This is a genomic window from Ferrovibrio sp., from assembly GCF_002796975.1.
GTDB lineage: Bacteria > Pseudomonadota > Alphaproteobacteria > Ferrovibrionales > Ferrovibrionaceae > Ferrovibrio.
In genome coordinates, this window is the sequence record NZ_PEKV01000013.1 from 163,874 (window position 1) to 185,981 (window position 22,108).

A 22,108-nucleotide genomic window follows, 5' to 3' on the forward strand; every position below is an offset into this window, starting at 1 on the left:
GCAATCATCGGCGATTTGACTACATCCTCGACCGTGACGACATCCTTCAGCATGGCGTTCGGATTATGCTGGGCGTGATGCGAGGCCGCGACTTTAATCCAGGCGAGCTGTTCGCTGGTGGTGCCGTAGTCGTGCATGTGGCGCATGGCGCACATGGCATACTGGTTCAGCACGATGGAGCCATACGGGAATTCAAACGGCAGTTCCGGCAGGCTCCAGTCCGGCGCCGGATCGGCGCGCAGTCCGGCTGCCCGCGGACGCCCGGCCAGGGTGATCAGGGCTACACTGCATTTGCCGTTGGCAATCGCCTCCATCGCATGGCCTACATGCAGCAGATAGGCTGAACCGCCAGGATCGGAATTATCCATGTAGCGCAGGCGATTCAGGCCAATGTATTCGGCCATCGAGAGCGGGCCGAGACCGGGTGCCTCGGTGTCGCAGAAAAAGCCGTCTACGTCGGCCAGAGTGAGGCCCGCATCCCGCAGAGCACCGATCGCCACATCTGCATGCAGCTCCGCCAGCGATTTGTTGTCGGCCTTGCGTGTCGGGTGCTCGTAAGCCCCGACAATATACGCTTTGGCTGCTTTGCTCATTCCGATACCGTTCCTCTTCTGACAGTCGTTTCTGCCGGCCAGCCAGCCGCGGCCTCGCAAGAAAATATACTAATGTTTGTTTGTATCGGTAGAATGCGCATAATGTCAATGCGTTGATTCGCACCCGACATCGACTCGCTGCGACTTAAGGTCGTGCACGGCCGATCTTCATTGATCGGACGGCGAGGTTCTGCCTATACATTTTCGAACCGAGGAACACACAGTCTCATGCGAATTGCAGGATCTAACGGGCAGACCACCCAGCGCGCGTTGCGACGTGCGGCGATCGAACTGATTTCACAGCACGGTTATCATGGCATCAGCCTGCGCCTGCTCGCCGAACATGTCGGCCTCCAGGCCGGTTCGCTTTACAACCACATCAAGAGCAAACAGGACCTGCTCTTCATGCTGCTGAAGAGCATCCAGGAAGATCTGGTCGTCAGCGCCGAGCAGAAGGTGCTGCCGCAGCGTGGAACGCTGTCCCGGCTCACCACCTTCGTCAAACACCACATCGAGTTCCATACCTCACGCAAGGCCGAGGTATTCATCGGCAATATGGAACTGCGCAGTCTTGAGCCAGACAATCTCAAGGTCATGATCGACCTGCGCAAACGCTACGAGTTGATCCTGCGCAGCATCGTGCTTGCCGGCATGGATGAACGGATCTTCGACGTTACGGATGCGAAGATCACTACCTTCGCGATCCTCGGCATGCTGAACTCGATTCCGAACTGGTACGATCCGAAAGGCCAACTGACCATTCCGGAATTGCAGGATCGTTATGTCGATCTTGTGCTCAACATGCTGCACAAGACTGAGTCCACTCCCCAGAAGAAGGTCGCCCGCAAATAACGGCGAACTATCGTTTGTTTCATGGCCAGCCTCCGGCCTGCCATTTCCGGCATTTCCGCGCCCTATCGGGTGTAGCAGCAGGCCGTCGAGAACATACGCGGCGGCACTCCTTTTATGAAATGCCGGATGTCGTGGCGCACCGCCTTGCGCGCCTCGTCCGATGCGAAATACCCCTCGATCAGCGCGGCCATGCTGGGAAAATGAAACTCCGAGAAGCCGCCGAAATCCTGCTCCGGCGAACCCCACCGCTTTAAAGTGAGCTGCTGGGTGTAATAGCTCGCGCCGGCATGTGCATGCGGCGCCAAATCGCCATGGATGTCCCTCCAGCTGCGTAGCAGTGCCGATCGCGGCAAGTCGTCATGGAACCGCAGGGGATGCAGCATATGGACGCCTGGAATTTCTCCGGGCCGCCATAGTTCCGCCGAGCCTTTCTTCAGCGTGGCCTCGGTTCTGAATCCACCGAAACTGACGAACCGGTTCTGGCGACCGAATGCAGCGAGATTCGCAATGAAGGCCTGATCGTCGGCATATTCAGCCTTAATGGCGAGATCGAATGGGGGCGAAAAGTCGCCGCCCTCACGATACAGGTTCATCTCTCGCGGCTCGTCAATCCCGGTCATTACGATTGCTTCAGACGGTCCGGACGCCTGCTGGAAAACGCCTTCGACCAGTTCCGCGCGCAAACCTGACCTGGCCGCCGCTCTCGACTCGGCCGAGCCCTCCAGGCGGAATAACGCTATCTGCGGCATAGTCTGCCCCCGCGCATAAATGACCTTGACCCGTATCGCCTCAAAGCGTTAACAAACTAACAGTTGTTAGTATTTAAATCCAGAGCGAGACTTTCTGGGCCATCGGTATCCACTTCATGAAAGCGCAGAGGCAGAATCCCATGTCTTTCTCGGAACACGGGCAGAAGACCTATCGCAGGCATTCACTTTTGCGGCGCAATCCGGCGCTGTCACGTGAAGCCTTCAGCACCCATTACGAACTTACCCATGGCCCGCTTGCGTCCTCACAAGAAGGTTTTCGCCAGTTCGCCAGTCGGTATATCCAGAACCATGTCGAGCGGCTGCCGGATGACTCAGAGCCGGTGTTCGATGGCGTCACCATGACGACCCAGATTCCACGCGACGATTACACCAAGGGATTCTTCAATCACCCTGACTACGCAAACGTTCAGGATGACGAGCGTTACCTGTTCGATATCGCCAAAACGGTCTCCCTTCTCGGATGGGAGGACGTGGTCCTGGATGGCCCGACGACCCGGTTCAAGGCGCTGCTGCTGATGGCTTCGGCCGCATTCACACAAGACGGACTGCGTGCCGCCAGCCGTATCGTGGCGAACCACCTTGATGTGAAGACGGCGAGCGCACTGGGGTTCAGCAAGGGTGCATTCAGTTACGACCTGCTCGTCGAAGCCTGGTTCAATGAGGTTCCCGCCAGGACCGACGCCTACCGGGAATACGCTCCTCGGGGAGAAGGCCTACCGTCGATCTTCCTGCCGGTGCGCGAGGTTCTCGTATATGGGCCCGACAAGCCCTGGATCGGCGCAAACACTCCTGATGCCACAGCGTCCTCGCGCATTCCGAGCTAAAAAGGCAATTGCATAGCCTGTGGATTTATGGATACTAACAAATGTTCGTTCTTATCTGACCTGCTGATGCAGATATCCCGCTCAGCTTGATCAGATGCAAAAAACACATCCAGGGAGGAAATCATGGATTTCTCGATCAGCCGGAGTGTGACCGCACTCGCGGTAGGCGTTGCCATCTCGGTATTCGCGATGCAAACGGCAACTGCCCAGGAAAACTGGAAACTCGCCACCTTGATGCAGCACCCTGCTTTCGGTGCCACGCTCGACGATGAATTCGCGGCAGCCATCACCAGGTCGTCTGGCGGCAAGGTCGTGGTCGAACGCCAGTTCGTCGGCAATGAACAGGAAATGGTCAGCCAGGTGGTTCGTGGTCGCCTGGAAATGGGCGGCACGTCCGCCTTCGGCTCCAGCGTTGCCGTTCCGAATGCGACTGTCATGAGCGTTCCCAATATCTGGGACTCGGATGCGCAGCGCCGTTTCGTCACCGACAAATATGCCTTCCCCGTTCTCGCCAAGCAGTTCGAGGAAAAGGGCCTCATCCTGCTCGCCGTACATGAAGCGGGCTACAACGGCGTCTTCTGCAAGATCAATTGCAGCGATCCGGCTTCGCTGAAGGGCCTGAAGGCCCGCGTGTCACCGGCGGCGGCCTCGAAGATGTTCTGGTCGGCGCTGCACACCAACGGTGTCACCCTGCCGATCAGCGAACTCTGGCCCGGCCTGGAGCAGAATCTGGTGGTCGCCGGCGATCTGCCCTTCTCCTTCTACATGACGACACCCGGCGCGCAGTCGGCACCGCATTTCGTCGTCACCCAGCATCTGCACCATCCCTGGCTTTATTTCGTGAACAAGGGCGCCTGGGACAAGGTTGACGCGGCTACCCGCCAGAAGATCCAAGCGAGCCTGCCTGACTCGAACTCGGTGCGCGACCGCTGGTTCGCAGACGAGAAGGCCAAGATGAAGGACTTCATCTCCAAGAACGGCAAGGTCTACGAGTTGAATAATGCCCAGAAGGCCTCGTGGCAGGGACTGGTCAAACCCCATGTCGACGCCTTCGTCGACAAGCTCGGCCCGGGTGCGATGGAACTGTACAAGGCCATCGAGAAGGGCAAGGAAGAATTCAAGAAGCAGAAGAGCTGAAGCTCTTCACTCCCCGGACTCCCACGAGCCCCCGCATACGCTGCGGGGGCTCTTTTTTTGCCGCTGCAACACCGACAATACAGGAGGAAACGATGCTGAAGTTCTATTTCAATGGCTCTCCTAATCCGACAAAAGTGGCCCTGTTCCTGGAGGAGACCGGCCTGCTCTACGAACCCGTTCCCGTCGATACCAAGAGCGGCGCGCAGTTCAGCCCTGAATTCATGAAACTCAATCCCAACGCCAAAGTGCCGGTAATCGAAGACGACGGCACCGTCGTTTTCGACAGCAACGCGATTCTGCTATATCTGGCCGAGAAGCATGACATGTTCATGCCGGAGAGCCGCCATCGCGGCCAAATGCTGTCCTGGCTGATGTTCGTCGCCACCGGAATTGGGCCTTACAGCGGCCAGTCCGTGCATTTCCGCCACTTTGCCAATGACGCCTCGGCTTACGCGGCCAACCGCTACCAGTTCGAGGCGGAGCGCCATTTCAAGGTGCTGGACGATCATCTGGCCGCCAACGAGTTCCTGGTCGGCGGCAGCTACTCATTTGTCGACATGGCGGCCTGGGGCTGGGCTCGTATGCTGGACTATGTGATGGGCGATGCCGCACCAGCCAAGTTCCCGCATGTGAAGCGCTTCGTCCACCGCATCGGGGCGCGCGACGCCGCCAAGCGCGCCTTAAGCCTGAAGGAGAGCTTCTCCTTCAAGCCGACCTTCGACGATGAAGCGCGGCGCTACATGTTCCAGCATCAGCATCGCAAGGACTGATTTTGCCTGACGAAGATGACGGCCGCCGCTGAAACAGCGGCCGTCACTTGCCAAGGAACATCAGCGAGAGCTGCGGGAACACAGCAGTCACCAGCAGGGCCGCGAGCATGATCCCGATGAAGGGGATGACAGACCGGCAGATGAAGCCGAACTGCTCCTTGAATACCACCATGGCCACGATCAGGTTGATTGCCACCGGCGGCGCCACATAGCCGATCTGCAGGTTCACGATGGTGATGATGCCGAAATGGATCGGATCAAAACCATAGGCCATGCCGAGCGGGTGCAGCAGCGGCGCCAGCACCACGATGGCCGAGACCTCGTCCATCAGGGCACCGGCGAGCAACAGCAGTACGTTGACGACGAGCAGCATGCTCCACTTGTCGACGACATACCCCTGCATGAAATTGACCAGCGCAGCCGGCACGCCGGCATAGTCGAGGATGGTATTGAGGCTGCCGGCGATGGCGACCAGAGGCAGCAGGCTGCCCAGCAGCTTGATCGTCTCCAGCAGGATATTGCCAAAATCCTTCGCTTTCAGTTCGCGATGTATGAAAAATTCGATGAGCAGCGCATAGGCCACGGCGAGCGCCGCTGATTCCGTGACCGTGAAATAACCGCTGTAGATGCCGCCGAGCAGGATGACCGGCATCAGCAGCGCGGCCGTGCCCTCGCGCAAGGCAGTGGCCAGTTCGGCCATGTCGATGGCCTTCGTCGCCATGTTCCGGTTGACGATATACGAATAGAGGCACAGGCCACTGGTCAGCAGCAGGCCCGGGCCCCAGCCGGCCAGAAAGAGGTCGGTGATCGACACCTCGGTCATGATGCCGTAGACGATCATCAGGATGCTGGGCGGGATGATGATACCCAGCGTGCCGCCCGAACACAGAAGCCCGAGCGAGAATTTCTTCGAGTAGCCGGCCTTCAGCAGCGCCGGATACATGATGCTGCCGATTGCCATCATGGTGACCACCGATGATCCGGAGATCGCCGAGAATCCGGCCAGCGACAGCACCGTCGCGATGCCCAGGCCGCCCGGAATATTCGGCGTCAGGGCAGCCATGATTCGGGTCAGGCGCGCCGCGATGGAGCCGCGCGCCATGACCATACCGGCCACGATGAACATCGGGATGGAAAGCAGAACCTCGCGGTCGACAGTGAACCAGATGTCCTGAATCAGGAATTCCGGTCTGCTCTTTGCCATATACGCGTGGATAAAGGCGACGGCGACGGCGAGCGTCAGGATAATGTTTTGGCGGAGCAGAATAAGGACAACAATGATGCCTGCCAGGATCAGTCCAGTCGTCACGCTACGCCCCCGCGTTTGTGTCTGAGCCGGTACAGCCCACTATTGTTCGATTTCTTTGTCTTCGGGACGGATCGCAGGAAAAGCCGCGTAGCAGAGGTACCGCAGCGCCGAGGCGCCGAAGAGATACGGCAGCACCATCTGGATCGGCCAGATTTTGATGTCGAAGACGGGCTCGGTATCGCCGAGATCGTAGGTGCTCCGTACGAAAATCACTGCCAGGTACCCCAGCAGGATGCAGAGCGCCGCGGAGATCAGGTCGCAGAGCCGGATCACCAGTGGCTCCCATTTCTCGGGGATGAGCTTGTCAACCACGCCCACACGCAGATGACCGCCGGTATGGACGACGATGGCAAAACCCAGCAGACCTCCAACGGAATTGGCGAAGACTGCGAACCGTTGGGCGCCGAAAATGCCGTCACCGCCGATTTCGCGCGCGACCACATCGGCCAGCAATGCACCGACCACCAGCATCAAGGACGTGCAGGCGATGAAGACCTCGATCCGAAAAATCCATGAAAGGCCGTGCCTTACGCGGTTTTCCATTATCCCTCCCGGCATGCAGCCACGATGGTACTAACGAACGTTTGTTTTTAGCGCAAGCATTTTCTTGTTTTTGAATACAGGAATGCTCATCGGCCAGTCCGTCCTTGAATCCGACCAATAACACCAATCCTAGAATAGTGACGTGTTGTCGTACGCGCACATTCAAGGAGGGGCTGAACCGTCGAACGACAAGATTCAGCGATAGCGCTCATTAAAGCACTGGCCCGGGCACATGCCTGGGCCAAGCAGCTCCATGCAGGCAAGGTCACGCTGAATGAGATTGCCGTATCCGAGGGCCTCACCCGAGGCTACGTGTCGGCCATTATCGGGATGGCGTACCTGGCATCGGATATCACCGAGGCCATCCTTGAAGGCCGTCAGCCGCAAACGCTGATGCTCAAGGATATGATGCGGACCATTCCGCCGAATTGGACCGACCAGCGGCGCATATTCGGGTTCGCCGCCGCCTGATCCTCACTCAAAAGCTGGAGAATGATTCGGGCCGTGCATCGCATGGCCCGCACTCGTTCGGCGGCGGAAAATTCAAAACGACACTTCGTGGTAGGGGTCCGGAGAAACCCGGCCATTCAGCCGGCCAATAGCGGCCGAAATGCCGCCCCGAAGCGTCGATCTCCGGGGCCATATCTGCGCAAAGCGCGCGGAATGTTTGATGATTTGCCGCCCGATTTCTTTTAACGCTCGCACCATGTTGTCGACGCTTAAGCCGCCAGATCCTGCCGGGAGCGATTGCGTTAGAGTCTGATCAGTGACCTTAGCTGCCGCTTCAGAAACATCGACAGTCGATATCCAGGGCCCTTTATGTCTGACATGGAAGTGCCGCGCTGCCGACCAAATCGCAGCTTGCGCGCAGGCTGCGATACGAGAATCCTGTTGGGTATAGGTGTTGCCAGCCACTTTGAGACATGCGCCCAACACATGAACCTCATACGTCGCACGAATCAGAAGTTCGGCGCTGGTCCCGGCCTCCCCCTTTGGCGCACGCAATACCACCCTGCCCAGTGGCGCATGTTCGATCGGGCGAATGACGACGAAGCCAATATATTGGTCTGCGTCTGAGAGCGCCGTCAGTTCATCGCTGATTTTTTTGGGCTCATGGTTTGCTTGAAAAATCGGATGAAGCGGGGCAGAGAAAAAATGGATGCGCTGACAAATCTTGGTGTAGCGCCGAAATACCTTGGAATAGAAAGCCGAGAATTCCGTCGAGAAATCTTGATCTAAATACTCTTCCTCGACCATGGCGCTGCACGCGCCCGAGGCCCTTGCAGCAGCTAAGATATTCGTGACGGCCTGGTTCTTGCCGCGAGGGTCAATCGCTGCCTTCAGATTGTCCCAGTCGGCCTGGGCTTCTAGTTTTGCGATATTTGTTGCCATTCCCCACCACAACAAAAAAGGCGACTAGTTAGCCGCCTTTCTAGCAGAGATAGGGTAAAGGCTTAACCAAATATTACCGCAAGGCTACGCAGGTCAGCCGAACGGATATTCGCCTCGATCTCTTCAATTTCCTGGAAAGTTTCGGCGCTGACTTCCCAGCCCAATCCAGGAGCGACACCCGTTTCAGAGGTCACTTCCTCTGCTGTGTCTAGCGGCAGAGGCTCTCCAAATTTCTTTGGCTGCATCTGATGTCTCCCGATTCGATATCACCACGAAGAGTCAAGATATTGTGCGCGTTGAGTTATTCTACGGCTATATCTTGATACTACGTCCTACCCGTTGATTGTTGTGCCACAGAATGCAGAAAGGCGCATTAAAAATTTGACAACTGGTACGAGTCGACATAGGCGCAGCGACTCGTTGCGAGTGCTGAGCGCCGAGGACAGTTAGGATGCTTGTGGCCAAAAATCATCCCTCAGCGCAGGTATTTTTTCGTGCATGCAATCGTAAGCTAGATTGGTGTTTTGGCGCACGCCGTGCGTAGGAGCCTTCACAGCACCATGCTCTCCCCCACACCCTTGACCACCCGAACGGCGTTCCGACGTTCTGTACGGGCTCCGGAACGCCGCTGAAGGCCCTCCAAGCGAACGGCGTTCGCCCGACCCACTGCACCGTCCGGTGCTGCCCAGTTGCGAGCCGGCGCAATCGCGGTCCATCCTGAACGGTTCTGCCTGGCAACCGTTCCGACACGCCGGAATTAAAGATGGGTAGAAAGATGGGTCATGCATCGAACCATCTATATTTTTGCCAGAAAATAGCAAATATTCGTATATTTTTGGCGGAGGTGGCAGTCAGAAGCTAGTTGTTCTCCCCGCCCAAACTCCCTGTTCTGAACCGGAATACTGGGAATTTTGGCTATTTTGTTGTTTTTCCTGCTTTGCAACGCAGGACTTTTCACGATGGATCAATTGGTTAATTCACAAAACGGCTCATGCTCGGCTGGTTGGCATCAGGGAATTATCAGGGATCGAGCCGCAGCAGGCCCCAACGGTTCTCGGCGATCAAGCAGCGGCCCATTCCTTTGTGCCGGCCCGGCGATCCATCCTCCTACGAGCAAGAAATCATGCCTGCGCCGTACTGCCGTTGCCGGCAGACGCCGTTCAGGCCGGCAGCAGCACGCGGACCGGCATCCCGGCCTGCCAGGCCTTGATATTCTCCACCGTTTGCGGAAATGCCGTTTTGTACAGGCTCTCGCTGACATAGCCGATATGTGGCGTGGCGAGCAGATTGGGCAGGTAGCGGAACGGATGCGCAGCGGGTAGTGGTTCGGTCTCGAACACATCGAGCGCGGCACCGGCGATGCGCCGGTGCGTCAGGGCGTCGATCAGCGCAGGCTCGGAGACGATCGACCCACGCGAGGTATTCACGAGAAACGCCGTTGGCTTCATCCCGTCCAGTTCACCGGCACCGACCAACCCCGCGGTCCGCTCGCTGAGCTTGAGGTGAATGCTGAGAAAATCGCTGCGCGCGAAAAGCGCGCGTTTCTCGACGCGGGTGACGCCGCTCTCGGCCGCTTTCTCCGCCGTCAGGTTCTGGCTCCAGGCAATCACCTCCATGCCGAAGGCCCTGCCATAACCGGCGACGACCTGACCGATCTGGCCCAGCCCGAGCAGGCCGAGCGTTTTGCCCGTGAGGTCAGCGCCTAGGCCAAGCTGCCAGCCGCCGGCCCGCACCGAGGCGGCTTCCGCATGAATGTTGCGCACCAGCGACAGCACCAACCCCCAGGTCAGCACCGCAGTGGGCTGCGGGCCGGAGCCTTTCGTGCCGGAGACAACAATGCCGCGCGCCTGTGCAGCCGGCAGATCGATAGCGGCATTCCACATGCCGACGCTCAGGATCAGTTTCAAGTTGGGTAACGCTGCAATCACGCCGGCATCGAAGCGCGTACGTTCGCGCATCAGCATGACGGCGTCGAAGGGCTGCAGCCGCGCGATCAGCGCGGCCGCATCGGTATGATCGTGGAAGAAAGTGACCTCCGCATCGCGCAGGCTGGCCCAGTCGGCCAGCCCGGCTGCCACATTCTGGTAATCGTCGAGCACGGCAATGCGCAGCGGCTGTCCCATAGGTCCTCCGATTTCCGTGGCCGCCACCTAACCGGCATCGACCTCCTTGAAAGCCTCGCGCGCGATACGGAAACTGTCAATTCCGGCCGGCACGCCGCAATAGACCGCGACCTGGAGAAAAATCTCGGTGATCTCTTCCTTGGTCAGGCCGTTTTTCAGCGCCGCCTTGACATGCAGCTTCAGTTCATGCGGCCGGTTTAGCGCCGCGATCATCGACAGATTGGCGATACTGCGCGTGCGGCGGTCGACGCCGGGTCGGGTCCACAACGCGCCCCAGCAATAGGCCGTCGACCATTCAGCCATCACCCGGGTGAACTCGTCGGCACCGGCGAGCGACTTGTTGACATAGTCCTCGCCCAGCACCTCCTTGCGCACCTTCAGGCCCTTTTCGAACAACTCACCCTGGCTCATGCCGCTCTCCTGGTTTACGTGTGGGTTTCCGGTCCGGTCAGGCCTGCTGCATCAGGCCGCCAATATCCTTCAGTTCGTCGAGATGCCAGACGGCATCGATCACGCGCTGCGTATCCCAGCCCGAGCCGCCAAGCACGGCGCACTGGCGCAGCTTGTCCTCCAAGTCCGCATCCGACAGCGGATCGGCCAGACTGCCGCGCGGATCCAGCACGGTTTCCTGCAGGAGGTCGCCGGACGCCATGCGGAGCTGCACAGTTGCCGCGCCATCTGACATGCTGTCGTCGCGCGCCGCGCGCACGCGGTCGCGGAAGCCGGCGACGGCCGGATCGAACACCACCGGTGTCATGAATTCCGCGATGCCGGCCCGACCGGTCAGCAGGGCGCAGGCCGCCGCATGATGAATGCTGACGCGCGCATCGCGCTCATTGCGGACGGGGCGGTCGCCGCGCGCCAGCAGTAGGGCCGAGCCGCGCACCTCCACAGCTGCGATGCCGTCGGTCTGGTTGTCGATCCTGGCGCGCAAACGCAGGCAGGCGTCGATGACGGCATGAAACACAATGCCGGCCGGATAAGGCTTGTAGGTGTTCTTCGCGATCTGCCAGCTGTCGCCGAGCCCATCGGTCAGCGCCACTATGTCGGGCACATCGCCCATGGCGCGGGCCCAGCCGAGCGGGCCTTCGATCGCCACCTCGGCAGCGCGATAGCCGCCGCCGGCGAGCAAAGCCGACAACATGCCGTTACGCGCGGCATTGCCGACGCTGACATTCTTTCCCGCCGTCGGCAGATTCTCGATGATGCCGGCCGACTGGCTGGCGGCGATCGCCAGCGCGTGGCAGGTCGCAGCGCGGTCGAGTCCGAGCAGTTTCGCCGTGGCGGCGGCGGCGCCGAACACGCCGCAGGTCGAGGTGATATGCCAGCCGCGCGCGTAATGCATCGGCGACACCGCATTGCCGATCCGGCATTCGATCTCGACACCGAGCAGAAAGGCGGTCAGCAGGTCGCGCCCGGTCAGCCCCCGGGCTTCGGCCAGCGCAAAGAGTGGCGCGGCGACCGGCGCGGTCGGATGGATGATGGTGCCGACATGGGTATCGTCGTAATCGAGCAGGTTGGCCGAGACCGCATTGAGGAAAGCTGCCGTCGGCGCATCGGTGCGGTCCAGCCGGCCGATCACGCCGCTGGTGGCAGTGCCGGCGAACGGCGCGAAGACGCGCAGCGGCACGGCGACCGCCGGGTCCTGCGCCGAAGCCAGCGCCGTGGCGAAATAGTTCAGAATCGAACGCTTGGCCTCGTGCATCTGCGGCGCGACATCGCGCCATTGCGTGGCGCAGATGAATTCCGCATAGGTCGCGCTGACGCCCGCCATTCCCGCCGCCCCCTCTCTCTAGGCTGCCGACCAGCCACCATCGACCGGGATGACCGCCCCGGTGATGTCGCGTCCGGTCTGACCGCAAAGGAAGGCGATGGTGGCACCGACATCGGCGAGTTCGACGAAACGCCCGCTCGGCTGGCGCTCCTTCATGTATTCGCGCACGGCTTCGTCATGCGCGATTCCCTTTGCGGCGGCCAGGTCGGCGATGCGGCTTTCGATCGCCAGTGTCGGCAGCGTGCCGGGACTGACGGCGTTGCAGGTGATGCCAGTGCCGGCGGTTTCCAGTGCCACGGTACGAGTGACGCCGAGGATCGCCGTCTTGGTGGTGGCGTAGTCAACGCGGTTGCGCGCGCCGCGCTGGCCGTATTGCGACGAGAGATTCACGATGCGGCCGAAGTCACGCCGCCGCATGCCGGGCAGCGCCAGCTGGATGATACGCAGCGGCGCCGTCAGGTTCACCGCCAGTGAGCGCTGCCAGTAAGCCATCGGCAGTTCCTCAACGGCGGCAAAGTGGCGCACCACCGCGTTATTCACGACGATGTCGGCACCGCCGAAGTTGTCATGCATCGCCTGCATCAGGCGCTCGACCGCAGAGAGGTCCGTGAGATCCGCGCGGTGATAGGCCACCTCGACGCCGCAGCGTGCCGCCAGCGAGGCGCGCGCCGGCTCAGCGCTGTCTTCATCCTCCAGCCCGTGCAGCATGATGTTGCAGCCGGTGGCCGCCAGACTTTCGGCCACGGCAAAGCCCAGCCCGCCGCAGGAGCCAGTGATCAGTGCCGCGCGCACCAGCTGCGTCATCTTGCACCCACCTGACGCGGCGGCACGTCGAGCCGCACAGCAATGCCGTCCAGCTCGCGCGTCATTGGCGGATACAGCTGCATCACCAGCGGATCGTGGCCCGGAATGATGTGGTCCTCGCTGTCGGCCAGCCGGCGGATGGTGCAGAAACCCTCCATCATGTCGCCGACATTGTAGACGGCGGGAAATGGCGAGGTGCGGCGGAAATTCTCATATAGATGCGTAGCATCAGACGCGACCACGACCCAGCCGCGCCGGGTCCAGACGCGGACGACCTGCAGGCCGTCGGTATGCCCGCCGACGCGATGCAGCGTGAGGCCCGCGGCAAGTTCAGAGACGCCATCGTGGAAGGCCACCTTGCCGCCATAGACATGGCGCACCAGGCCGACGATATCCTCGACATCGTAAGGGTGGCGCAGGAAGCCGTGGCACATGCAGCGCCCGGTGGCATAGGCCATCTCGGTATCCTGCACATGGAAGCAGGCGCGCGGGAAATCGCCCAGCGATCCAGCATGGTCATAATGCAGATGCGTCAGCACGATCTGATCGACATCCTCGGGCATGATGCCAAGCGCACGCACACCCTCGGCCGGCCGGCGCAGCAGTGTGCGCCCGCGCTCGGCGGCGGATTTCGGATTGAAGCCGGTGTCAACAACCACGAGCCGGTCGGAGCGCCGCGCCACCCAGACGAAATACTCAAGGTTCTCGCCGTCGTCATGGATGTCGGCATTGATGAAATTGTCTGATGCCCGGCGACCGGTATGCACGCCATAGCGGATTGCGAAGAGTTCGAACGGCTCGACCGCCGCCATGTCCTGCGCTGTCATCGTGACTCCCCTGCCCTGCTGCTGCCTTGCGGCCTTACTTCTCCGCGTCTAGCTGCGCGAAGGCTTCCTTGGCGGTGCGGAAGGAATCGACACCGGTCGGAACGCCGCAATAGATCGCGACCTGCATCAGAATTTCGCGAATCTCGTCCTTAGTGACGCCGTTGGTGAGTGCGCCCTTGATATGGGTGCGCAGTTCGTGATTGCGGTTGAGCGCGCTCAGCATGGCGATGTTTAGCATACTGCGGATTTTCAGCGGCAGGCCGTCGCGGCCCCAGACGGCACCCCAGCAATATTCCGTCACCAACTGCTGCATCGGCATGTTGAAATCGTCAGCCGCGGCGAACGACTTCTCTACGAAGTCCTTGCCGAGAACGCTTTTGCGGATCGCCATGCCGCGCTCGAAAACTTCCTGGCTCATGACTGTCTCCTTCTGGCTAGCCGCGAATCTCGACGCCGGCCCATTCTTCGGACAGGCGGGCGATCGAGGTGAAATCGGAATTCGGCCCGTATTTGGCCTGGGTCAGCGCCAGAATCTGGCGTACCACTGAACCCATGATCATCGGCACGCCCATCGCTTCCGCCTCATCGAGGCAAAGCCGGACGTCCTTGTAGGACAGCGCCGTGGCGAAGCCGAAATCGAAGGTGCCGGGCAACACCGAGCGCGGGAACTTGTCCTGCGTCGCGCTGTTGCGCCCCGAACTGACATTGATGATGTCGAGCAGAATTTTCGGATCAAGGCCGGCCTTGACGCCCATCGCCATGCCTTCCGACGAAATCACCAAGGCGGCGGCGGCGAGCAGGTTGTTAACCAGCTTCGCGGTCTGCGCCAGGCCCGGCTTCTCGCCGGTATAGAACTGCTTGCCAAAGATTTTCAGGATCGGCTCGACGTTGCCGGCATAGACCGCCTTGGGGCAGGACACCATCACGGCGAGCGTGCCGCCCTTGGCGCCGGCGATGCCGCCGCTGACCGGCGCATCGACGTAGGTGATGCCATGCGTGGCAAGTCCGGCCGCCACTACGGAGGCGACGCCGGGTCCGGTGGTCGACAGATCGATCACGGTGCGGGCACGCCCGCTTTCGGCGAGGCCGCCTTCGCCGAGCGCCACGGTGCGGACGATATCCGGGGTTGGCAGGCTCAGCAGCACGGTTTCCGTGGCCGCGCCGACTTCGCCGGCCCAGGTCGCGACTTTCGCGCCGCGCGCCGCAAGCGGCGCAGTCGCGTTCGGATCGCGGTCGTATATGCAGAGCGAATAGCCCGCATCGAGCAGGCGCGAACACATCGGCCCGCCCATGCGGCCGATCCCGATAAATCCAAGAGTTTCTCCAGTCATCAGATGCTCCCCCCTGAATCGCCGCGCTCTGCGCGGCGGTAGACTTGCTGGCTGTAAGCTAATCGGCAGCGCCGCGAACGGTATCGCCTAATCCGGAATATCAGCTTTGCCGGCAGCACCGCGGGATCAACTGGCATCGCAACCTGCCGGCTTCGTCCAGCGACCCTCGCGCACGAGATCCCTGACCTGGCCGCGGATCATCTGCGCCAGCGCGCGCGTTGCCGGCGTGGTGGGACGATGACTCGATGTCACCAGGATCAGCTGCCGCGACAATGTCGGATTGATCACGGTCCAGCTCTTCATACGGCCGGCTTCAATCAGATGGCGCGCCGGACCGTAGGACAGCAACGTGTAGCCTTCGCCGGCCTCGACCAGGCTGAGCGTCGATGGCATAGCGTCGACTTCGAGTTCGACGCGCGGCTGGATACCAAGCTCGCCGAGCAGCGCATCCACCACCAGTCGCAGACCATGCGGCCGGCTCGGCAAAATCAGCGGAATCTTGAGGAGGCGCGAGGCTGGCACCGGACCGCTGCCGATCCCGGCGGGATCGCTGGCCGGACCCAGCAGGCTGATCTCTTCGGTGACCAGCGGCTCAGCACGCAGGTTGCCGGTGCGCGGCGCGTTGTAGAGCACCGCCACGTCCAGTTTGCCGGTGATCAGCCACTCGAACAGATGGCCGCTGAAGCCCTCGACGACACGCATGGTGATATTCGGAAAGTCCTGCCGGAAGGCGCGGATCAGCGGCACGGTCAGCACCGAACCGACCGAGGGCGGCATGCCGATCGAAATGGTGCCGCGCGGCGCAGTGCGCAGGGCGGCAACTTCGGTGGTGGCGCGCGTCACGGTGTCGAGCACGTTGCCGGTGTAGTCCTGCAGGATCTTGCCGGCCTCGGTCAGCACGATGCCGCGGCCGTTGCGATAGAACAGGTCGATGCCGAGTTCTTGTTCGAGCGCCTTGATCTGCCGGCTGAGGACCGGCTGCGCCACCGACAGCACCGCACCGGCACGCGAAAACGAACCGAACTCGGCAAGCGTGGCAAAAGCCTTGAGCTGCTTGAGGTCCATGCAGTGTCACCGCGCCTTTCTGTGCAGCAGGCCCGTTTCCGGCATAACTGGTAGCGCAGACCAGAGGGCGGACAACGCGGCCGTTGTCTGGCATCCTGCGCCAGGATGCGGCGCGGAAATTCCAGAGGTGATGCGATGACCAAGGACAACAATGGCGTGGTGCTTCTGACCGGTGCGGCCGGCGGGCTGGGCCGCGCCATCGCGCGCGCCGTTGTCGCCTCGGGCCGGCGCGTCATCCTGGTCGACCGCAATGCCGATGCGCTGACGGAGTTCGCCACTCAACTGGGCAAAGCGGCACATCCCGTGCAGCTCGACATCACCGACCATGCCAAGGTCGACCGGATTCTCGACGGCTTGCCGGCGGAGTTCAGCCGCGTCGATGTGCTGATCAACAACGCCGGCCATGACATCGGCGGGCGGACGCGTTTCGATCAGGGATCGAGCGATGACTGGAGCGGCATCATCCAGACCAACCTGATCGGCACGATGCGTATTACCAGTGCGGTTCTGCCGGTGATGGTGGGACGCAATCGGGGTCATGTGGTCAACGTCAGTTCGATCAATGCCGTACGCATCGTGCCCGACATGGCGGCATATTCCGCCAGCAAGGCCGGCATCCGCATGTTCACCGAGACCATCCGCGGCGAGCTGGCTGAAACCGCAATCCGCATCACCGAAATCCTCCCCGGTTTGACCCGCACCGGCATCATCGTTACCCGCTATCGCGGCGACCGTCAGAAGGAACAGGCCTACTTCGAGCAGTTCAAAATGGCGCTCGAGCCCGATGACGTCGCACGCGTAATCCTCTTCGCACTCGACCAGCCTCCGCATGTTCAGATCGCCGAGATCATGGTCCTTCCGGTCAACCGCTTCTGACGCTGCTTACCACCAGACCGTGGTGGGCATCGAGGCATCCAGCCAGGCGGCCAGCGACCGCCCCATCACCATTTCCATATCGCGCGTGCCGAGGAACGACACGGCATCGCGGAACAGGTCGATGGAGTGCAGATATGACGTCACCCGCGTGATGTCGCTACCCCAGAAAATCCGCTCGCTGCCATAGGCGCCGAGCAGTTCCTTCATCCGCTCCTTCAGCCGGTCGGCGGGAAACTTGGATGGGGTGATGGTGGACAGCGCACTGGCTTTGGCCGAGACATTCATGTAGCGCGCCAGCGAGATGACGTCGCTGATCGAGCCGTCGATCTCGCCGGGCTGCACATCGGCCGACATGCCGAGATGGTCGATCACCATACGCAGATCGGGATGCCGTTCGGCGACGGCGGCGAGCCGGCGCACCTGGCCCGGCGCATGGATATAGAGCGGGATGCCGGCATTCTCGGCCTCGGGCCAGAACCAGTCGGCCGTGCCGTCGGCCAGCCACTGGGCAGAATCGCCGACGGCATGCCGGAATACCGCCCGCAATCCAACCAGACCCTTCACTTCGCGCCAGCCGCGCAGCAAGGTGCGCGTCGCCTCGACATCGCGCATGTCGAAAAGCCCGACGACGCTCAGCCGTTTCGGATGCGCCTGCGCCGCCGCCAGGGCGTAGTCGTTGCGGGTGCCATCGACGGCCGAGGTCGGCACCACGATGGCATGATCGACGCCGGCAGCATCCATCTCGTCGAGCAGTCGCCCGACGCCGAACTCGGCATAGCCATGGAAGGTCTCCGCCGTGCTGCGCCATGGGCGCTCTGGCGTGTTCCTCGGCACCAGATGTACCTGCGAGTCGATCACCAGGCGGACCTTGCTCATGGTGCTTATCCTTCCGGGATCAGCTTCCGGAGAAGGGCATGGACATCGGGCACGGACTGCAGGTTGCGCAGCGCGTCGAAGACCTCTTTCGCCACTTTCGGATTGACCCCGCCGAAGATGGCGCAATCGACGAATTTCTGGCCGAGGCCATCCCAGGTGAGCGGGAATTCCACCGAGCCTTCCGGCGAGAACACCTTCTCCACCAGCTTTGTGCCGTCCGTGGTGGTGATATGCACCTCGATGAAGCCGCCGGTCGCCGGGCTGCTGCGCAGGCCCTGCGGATCGTCCGGCCGGCACCATTCCTCTTCCGTCACCTCGATACGCTTCAGCAGATCCTTGATACCGGGGCGCAGCACCGCACCGTCGGAGAAGCTGTTGAGGCCGACATCGCGGTCCTGCACGGCGCAGGCGACCAGGTATTCGACCGAGAACTTGCCCTCGAGGCCGGTGCGTGGCGGATGCTTGACCAGATACATCAGCGCACCGACCGGCGTATAGCCGCGCACCGACTTGATCTGCTCGGGCTTGAGGTCATGCTTGTTGCACAGGTTCAGTGTCGCCTGGATCGCGCGATGCGTGGTGTAGCAGGCGGGGAAGCGCTTCAGCGCCACGCCGGGATCGACGATGGCATGCGTGCCGCCGAGCTTCTCGAACTGCGACATGTCCTTCTCGCCCAGGCCATACATGTCGAGCACGCTGCGCGGACCATCGAAGACATTCGACGACGCCGTGTAGCCCACTTCGGACAGATCGCAGGCCATCACGCCGGCGCGGGCGGCGAGACCGCTATGCAGCGGCTTGGTCGCGGTGCCGAAATTGCGCTGGATGCCGCTGATCATCGAGGCAGTCATGCCAAGTGCAATCGCGGTCTTCTCGCGGTCATAGCCGCGGGCATGGGCCACGGCCGCGGTGGCGGCGAAGGCGCCTGCCGTGCTGGTGGTGTGCCAGCCATGCTTGTAATGCTTCAGGCCGAGCGCACGCGCCATCTTGACATGCACGTCGAAGCCCAGCGTGAAGGCTTGGAGCAGCTTGCGGCCGGTAAGCGGCGTCTTGTTGGCCGGCAGGGCCGGATCGCAGGCCGCCAGCAATGCAGTAAGCACAACGCCGCTGGGATGCCCCGCGCCCAGCACCGTATCGTCGTAGTCGAGGGAATGGGCCAGCGCGCCGTTGATGCACGCCGCCACTTCGGCGGAAACGCCGACGCCCTTCACCGGAGTCCAGGCGCCTTTCTGTGCGCCCAGGGTCTGCTTCCGGGCATACTCGGTCATCCCCTGACCGACCTCGCTGCCGAGGCCGGCCAGGATGACGCCAACGGTGTCCACAATCGGTCTGACGGCCGCTTCCAGTACACTGCTGCCCATCGACTCATAGGTCGAGTCGGTGACGTAACTCACCAGCAGATCGGTCGCTGAACTCGGGGCATCGGTCTGGACTTTGTCCAGCATATCGACAGTAGACATCTTCATACCCTCTGGGTTGGCTTAATTTTGATCGCGCCTTAGTTGGCTGCTTTTGCTTCGGCGATGATCTTCGCCTTGTCGAACTTGTTGGCGCTTTCGATCAGCGACAGGTCGACAATCTTCGAGACATCGACCTCATTCGCGAGCAGTCCGTTCTTGTGATAGAAGGACGCCGTCTTCTGCAGCTCCTGCATGGAGACGTGACCGATCAGCTTCGTGCTGTCGGTCATCACCTGCTCCTCGGCGCGCGAGGCCAGGATGGCGATGGACGAGTCGCGGGTCGCCGGATTGTTCTGCTCGGGAAACTGCTTCAGATGCAGCGCGAGGCCAGCGACCGGATTGGCATTGCCGTAGACCGACGCCTGGAAAGCGCCGCGCAACATGCCGGCCACGACCTGCGGCTTTTCCTTCAGATCGGCACGACGCACCAGCCAGCCGTAGTTGCCCTGCAGCAGGGTCACTTCCGAGGGCAGCCAGCGCATCTTCTTGCCCAGCAGGTGGCCGACGATATCGACCACGCCGTTATAGGTGGCATAGCCAACCACGCGGTTGGTCTGCAGCGCATTGGCCGCCGTGGCACCGAGGCCGACATTGATCCACTGCACATCGGTATCGGCATTGAGGCCGCCGCCATTCACGGTCGCCTTGCCGAACAGGTAGGAGGCGGATGACAGGCTCTGCACGCCGATCGCCTTACCCTTCAGTTCGGCGACGGTCTTGATCGGGCTGTCGTCGGGCACGGCGACGCCCCAACTGTAGCGATATGAGGCCGCGACGATCACGAGCGTCGGATCCTTGGCTGCGGCGACAAGCAGCGAGGTCATGCCGGCCGAGGTGGCGAAGGCATGGCCGCTGGACACCGCCAGGGCGCATTCCGAGCCGCTCTGCGACGGCTGGATACGTATATTCACGCCATTGGCCTTGTAGTAGCCGGCCTGGATCGGGATCGAGGTGGTGGTTGCCGACGATGCGCTCATCGAGGGATCGCCGAAGCAGATCACTGCATTGGCTTCCTGCGCGCGCAGTTCGGGCGAGAAGAACATCCCCGCCAGAAGCGTGGTGAGAACGCATACGCTTTTATGCATATTGGTCACTCTTGCCATGACTGTTTCCTCCTTCGGTTTTTGTTATCTGCTAAATTTTGTGGCCCGCTCGGCGAGGCGGATCAGGACGAACATCGAGACGCCGATCAGCGCCAGCAGGGTCAGTACGCCGAATACGCCTGCCGTGTCGCCGAGGAACGATTTCTGCGAAATCAGGTAGCCGAGCCCCGCATCAGTGCCCACCAGCTCGCCGACGATCACGCCGAGCAGCGCATTCACCGCCGCGACATTCAAAGCCGGAAAGATGTAGGACAGTGCGTTGGGGATGCGGAGATAGCGCAACTGGTGATACCAGCGGGCGCGCACCGACTTGAACAGATCGACTTCATCGCGGTCGACTTCCAGCAGGCCGGCAAGCGTGCTGGTGAAGATCGGGAAGAAGGCGAGCAGACCGCCGATGGCGACCTTGGGCGCCAGCCCGTAGCCGAGCCAGACGACCAGCAACGGCGCCACCGCCACTTTCGGGAAAGACTGGATGGCGATGATGTAGGGATACAGCGTCTCGCGGGCCAGCGCGCTGAAGGCGAAACACGAGCCGACGACAATCGCCGCCAAGAAGCCGACCGCAAAGGCGAGCACGGTGGCCTGGATCGTGGCAGCGATATGCCGCCACCAGACGCCATCGACGAGGCCGGACCATAACGCGGTCACGACATCGAGCGGCCGCGGGATGACCAGCGGCGAAACCACCTTGGCGTCGTAGACGAACTGCCAGACCGCGATGACCACGATCGGCAGGACGATGGCCAGAACGACCGCCAGCCAGCGCGGATGGCCGCGCTCCATGGCGTCGTCCTTCGTTACTGCTGCGGTGGCCTTGTCGGCAGCGGAATGGACTGCAGGCTGCATGAGTTCGGGTTTCGGGCTCAGCATCAGTGCGTGCCCCCCATGACTTCGCGGACTTTCGCCACGAGTTGATAGAATTCCGGCGCTGTACGGATGTTTTCCGGGCGCGGACGCGGCAGGTCGACATCCATCACTGTGATGATGCGGCCCGGGCGAGCACCCATGATGACGATGCGGTCCGACAGGAACACCGCCTCGGCAACGCTGTGGGTCACGAAGATCACGGTTTTCCGCTCTTCCTCCCACAGGCGCAGCACCATGTCGTTCAATGCTTCGCGGGTGAATTCGTCCAGCGCGCCGAACGGTTCGTCCATCAGCAGCAGTTCCGGCCGCGACATCAAGGCACGTACGATGGCGGCGCGCTGCTGCATGCCGCCGGACAGCTCATCAGGATAAGCGTTGGTGAAGGCACCGAGGCCGACCAGGTCGAGCAGCGAACGCGCCAGCGCAATATTCTCCGGGTTGCGGCCGCCATGAATGTCGGCATGCAGCAGCACGTTGTCGAGAATCGTGCGCCAGCGCAGCAGCGTCGCCTTCTGGAACACCAGGCTGGCAAAATCGCTCGGCCCCGACACGGAATCGGCACCAATCCTGATCGCGCCCGCACTCGGCCGCGTCAGACCGGCAATAATCTTGAGCAGCGTCGACTTGCCGCAACCGCTGGGACCCAGCAGCGATACAAACTCGCCTGCGCCGATATGCAGATTCATACCGGACAGCGCGGGCACGGCCTGGCCCTGACGGCCTACATATGTCTTGTCGACACCGGATATTGTTATTGCTCGATCCATCTACACCCCTAGACTTCCAGTTTGCGTTTTTGGATGGGTTCC

The 22,108-nt window shown here is 61.4% G+C and carries 24 protein-coding genes and 1 pseudogene; 6 read left to right on the forward strand and 19 right to left on the reverse strand.

Annotated features, from left to right (window positions below; genetic code table 11):
- Positions 1–593 (reverse strand): annotated as a pseudogene (locus CTR53_RS16185) (thiolase domain-containing protein); the annotation flags it as partial.
- Positions 594–821: 228 nt separating this feature from the next.
- On the opposite strand from CTR53_RS16185, the gene CTR53_RS16190 reads away from it, so the two are divergent.
- Positions 822–1,445: a TetR/AcrR family transcriptional regulator gene (locus CTR53_RS16190; RefSeq protein ID WP_290815655.1), complete on the forward strand. Its 624-nt coding sequence runs from the start codon at positions 822–824 to the stop codon at positions 1,443–1,445.
- Positions 1,446–1,507: 62 nt separating this feature from the next.
- On the opposite strand, the gene CTR53_RS16195 is transcribed toward CTR53_RS16190, so the two are convergent.
- Positions 1,508–2,194, reverse strand: a complete 687-nt coding sequence (locus tag CTR53_RS16195; protein WP_290815658.1) for a hypothetical protein — start codon at positions 2,192–2,194, stop codon at positions 1,508–1,510.
- A gap of 140 nt (positions 2,195–2,334) precedes the next feature.
- Between CTR53_RS16195 and CTR53_RS16200 the strand changes: the two genes are divergently transcribed.
- The 3 genes from CTR53_RS16200 to CTR53_RS16210 all read left to right on the forward strand — a co-directional run bounded on the left by CTR53_RS16200 (position 2,335) and on the right by CTR53_RS16210 (position 4,946).
- Positions 2,335–3,039 carry an EthD domain-containing protein gene (locus CTR53_RS16200; protein WP_290815662.1) on the forward strand — a complete coding sequence of 235 codons (705 nt, stop codon included), beginning with the start codon at positions 2,335–2,337 and terminating at the stop codon, positions 3,037–3,039.
- A gap of 123 nt (positions 3,040–3,162) precedes the next feature.
- Positions 3,163–4,176: a TRAP transporter substrate-binding protein gene (locus CTR53_RS16205; RefSeq protein ID WP_290815665.1), complete on the forward strand. Its 1,014-nt coding sequence runs from the start codon at positions 3,163–3,165 to the stop codon at positions 4,174–4,176.
- 92 nt (positions 4,177–4,268) lie between these two features.
- Positions 4,269–4,946: a glutathione S-transferase family protein gene (locus CTR53_RS16210; protein WP_290815668.1), complete on the forward strand. Its 678-nt coding sequence runs from the start codon at positions 4,269–4,271 to the stop codon at positions 4,944–4,946.
- Between the two features lie 43 nt (positions 4,947–4,989).
- On the opposite strand, the gene CTR53_RS16215 is transcribed toward CTR53_RS16210, so the two are convergent.
- Positions 4,990–6,255: a TRAP transporter large permease gene (locus CTR53_RS16215; RefSeq protein ID WP_290815671.1), complete on the reverse strand. Its 1,266-nt coding sequence runs from the start codon at positions 6,253–6,255 to the stop codon at positions 4,990–4,992.
- A 39-nt stretch (positions 6,256–6,294) separates the two neighbouring features.
- A complete protein-coding gene (locus CTR53_RS16220; RefSeq protein ID WP_290815674.1) occupies positions 6,295–6,798 on the reverse strand; it encodes a TRAP transporter small permease in 504 nt (167 codons plus the stop codon).
- 312 nt (positions 6,799–7,110) lie between these two features.
- Here CTR53_RS16220 and CTR53_RS16225 point away from each other — a divergent pair, with 312 nt between their 5' ends.
- Entirely contained in the window at positions 7,111–7,269 is a 159-nt protein-coding gene (locus CTR53_RS16225; protein ID WP_290815677.1) for a hypothetical protein, read from the forward strand.
- Positions 7,270–7,341: 72 nt separating this feature from the next.
- Here CTR53_RS16225 and CTR53_RS16230 read toward each other — a convergent pair whose 3' ends face one another.
- The 10 genes from CTR53_RS16230 to CTR53_RS16275 all read right to left on the reverse strand — a co-directional run bounded on the left by CTR53_RS16230 (position 7,342) and on the right by CTR53_RS16275 (position 16,114).
- On the reverse strand, positions 7,342–8,190 hold the full coding sequence (locus tag CTR53_RS16230) for a hypothetical protein (protein WP_290815680.1): 849 nt from the start codon (positions 8,188–8,190) through the stop codon (positions 7,342–7,344).
- Positions 8,191–8,252: 62 nt separating this feature from the next.
- Positions 8,253–8,435: a hypothetical protein gene (locus CTR53_RS16235; RefSeq protein ID WP_290815682.1), complete on the reverse strand. Its 183-nt coding sequence runs from the start codon at positions 8,433–8,435 to the stop codon at positions 8,253–8,255.
- 915 nt (positions 8,436–9,350) lie between these two features.
- Positions 9,351–10,313 carry a D-2-hydroxyacid dehydrogenase family protein gene (locus CTR53_RS16240; RefSeq protein WP_290815684.1) on the reverse strand — a complete coding sequence of 321 codons (963 nt, stop codon included), beginning with the start codon at positions 10,311–10,313 and terminating at the stop codon, positions 9,351–9,353.
- 27 nt (positions 10,314–10,340) lie between these two features.
- The gene (locus tag CTR53_RS16245; protein WP_290815686.1) at positions 10,341–10,724 is read right to left on the reverse strand and encodes a carboxymuconolactone decarboxylase family protein; all 384 of its coding nucleotides are present in this window, start codon (positions 10,722–10,724) and stop codon (positions 10,341–10,343) included.
- 37 nt (positions 10,725–10,761) lie between these two features.
- Positions 10,762–12,087 (reverse strand): MmgE/PrpD family protein, encoded by a 1,326-nt coding sequence (locus CTR53_RS16250; protein WP_290815688.1) that lies wholly within the window; start codon positions 12,085–12,087, stop codon positions 10,762–10,764.
- A gap of 18 nt (positions 12,088–12,105) precedes the next feature.
- Positions 12,106–12,891: an SDR family oxidoreductase gene (locus CTR53_RS16255; RefSeq protein WP_290815691.1), complete on the reverse strand. Its 786-nt coding sequence runs from the start codon at positions 12,889–12,891 to the stop codon at positions 12,106–12,108.
- Positions 12,888–13,718, reverse strand: a complete 831-nt coding sequence (locus CTR53_RS16260; protein ID WP_290815693.1) for an N-acyl homoserine lactonase family protein — start codon at positions 13,716–13,718, stop codon at positions 12,888–12,890. The genes CTR53_RS16255 and CTR53_RS16260 overlap by 4 nt, the downstream gene beginning before the upstream one ends.
- A 34-nt stretch (positions 13,719–13,752) precedes the next feature.
- Positions 13,753–14,136, reverse strand: a complete 384-nt coding sequence (locus CTR53_RS16265; protein ID WP_290815696.1) for a carboxymuconolactone decarboxylase family protein — start codon at positions 14,134–14,136, stop codon at positions 13,753–13,755.
- 16 nt (positions 14,137–14,152) lie between these two features.
- The gene (locus CTR53_RS16270; RefSeq protein ID WP_290815699.1) at positions 14,153–15,049 is read right to left on the reverse strand and encodes an NAD(P)-dependent oxidoreductase; all 897 of its coding nucleotides are present in this window, start codon (positions 15,047–15,049) and stop codon (positions 14,153–14,155) included.
- Between the two features lie 126 nt (positions 15,050–15,175).
- A complete protein-coding gene (locus CTR53_RS16275) occupies positions 15,176–16,114 on the reverse strand; it encodes a LysR substrate-binding domain-containing protein (RefSeq protein WP_290815702.1) in 939 nt (312 codons plus the stop codon).
- 135 nt (positions 16,115–16,249) lie between these two features.
- Between CTR53_RS16275 and CTR53_RS16280 the strand changes: the two genes are divergently transcribed.
- Positions 16,250–16,990 (forward strand): SDR family oxidoreductase, encoded by a 741-nt coding sequence (locus CTR53_RS16280; protein ID WP_290815705.1) that lies wholly within the window; start codon positions 16,250–16,252, stop codon positions 16,988–16,990.
- 6 nt (positions 16,991–16,996) lie between these two features.
- Here the strand turns inward: CTR53_RS16280 and CTR53_RS16285 are convergent, their stop codons facing one another.
- From CTR53_RS16285 to CTR53_RS16305, 5 genes are read right to left on the reverse strand one after another with little or no spacing between them, the layout of a single operon-like run.
- Positions 16,997–17,866 carry an amidohydrolase gene (locus CTR53_RS16285; RefSeq protein ID WP_290815708.1) on the reverse strand — a complete coding sequence of 290 codons (870 nt, stop codon included), beginning with the start codon at positions 17,864–17,866 and terminating at the stop codon, positions 16,997–16,999.
- A gap of 5 nt (positions 17,867–17,871) precedes the next feature.
- Positions 17,872–19,326 (reverse strand): MmgE/PrpD family protein, encoded by a 1,455-nt coding sequence (locus CTR53_RS16290; protein WP_290815711.1) that lies wholly within the window; start codon positions 19,324–19,326, stop codon positions 17,872–17,874.
- Between the two features lie 38 nt (positions 19,327–19,364).
- Positions 19,365–20,411 carry an ABC transporter substrate-binding protein gene (locus CTR53_RS16295; protein WP_290815714.1) on the reverse strand — a complete coding sequence of 349 codons (1,047 nt, stop codon included), beginning with the start codon at positions 20,409–20,411 and terminating at the stop codon, positions 19,365–19,367.
- A 42-nt stretch (positions 20,412–20,453) separates the two neighbouring features.
- The gene (locus CTR53_RS16300) at positions 20,454–21,302 is read right to left on the reverse strand and encodes an ABC transporter permease (protein WP_290815717.1); all 849 of its coding nucleotides are present in this window, start codon (positions 21,300–21,302) and stop codon (positions 20,454–20,456) included.
- Positions 21,302–22,003, reverse strand: a complete 702-nt coding sequence (locus CTR53_RS16305; protein ID WP_290815720.1) for an ABC transporter ATP-binding protein — start codon at positions 22,001–22,003, stop codon at positions 21,302–21,304. The genes CTR53_RS16300 and CTR53_RS16305 overlap by 1 nt, the downstream gene beginning before the upstream one ends.
- Positions 22,004–22,108: the final 105 nt, after the last annotated feature.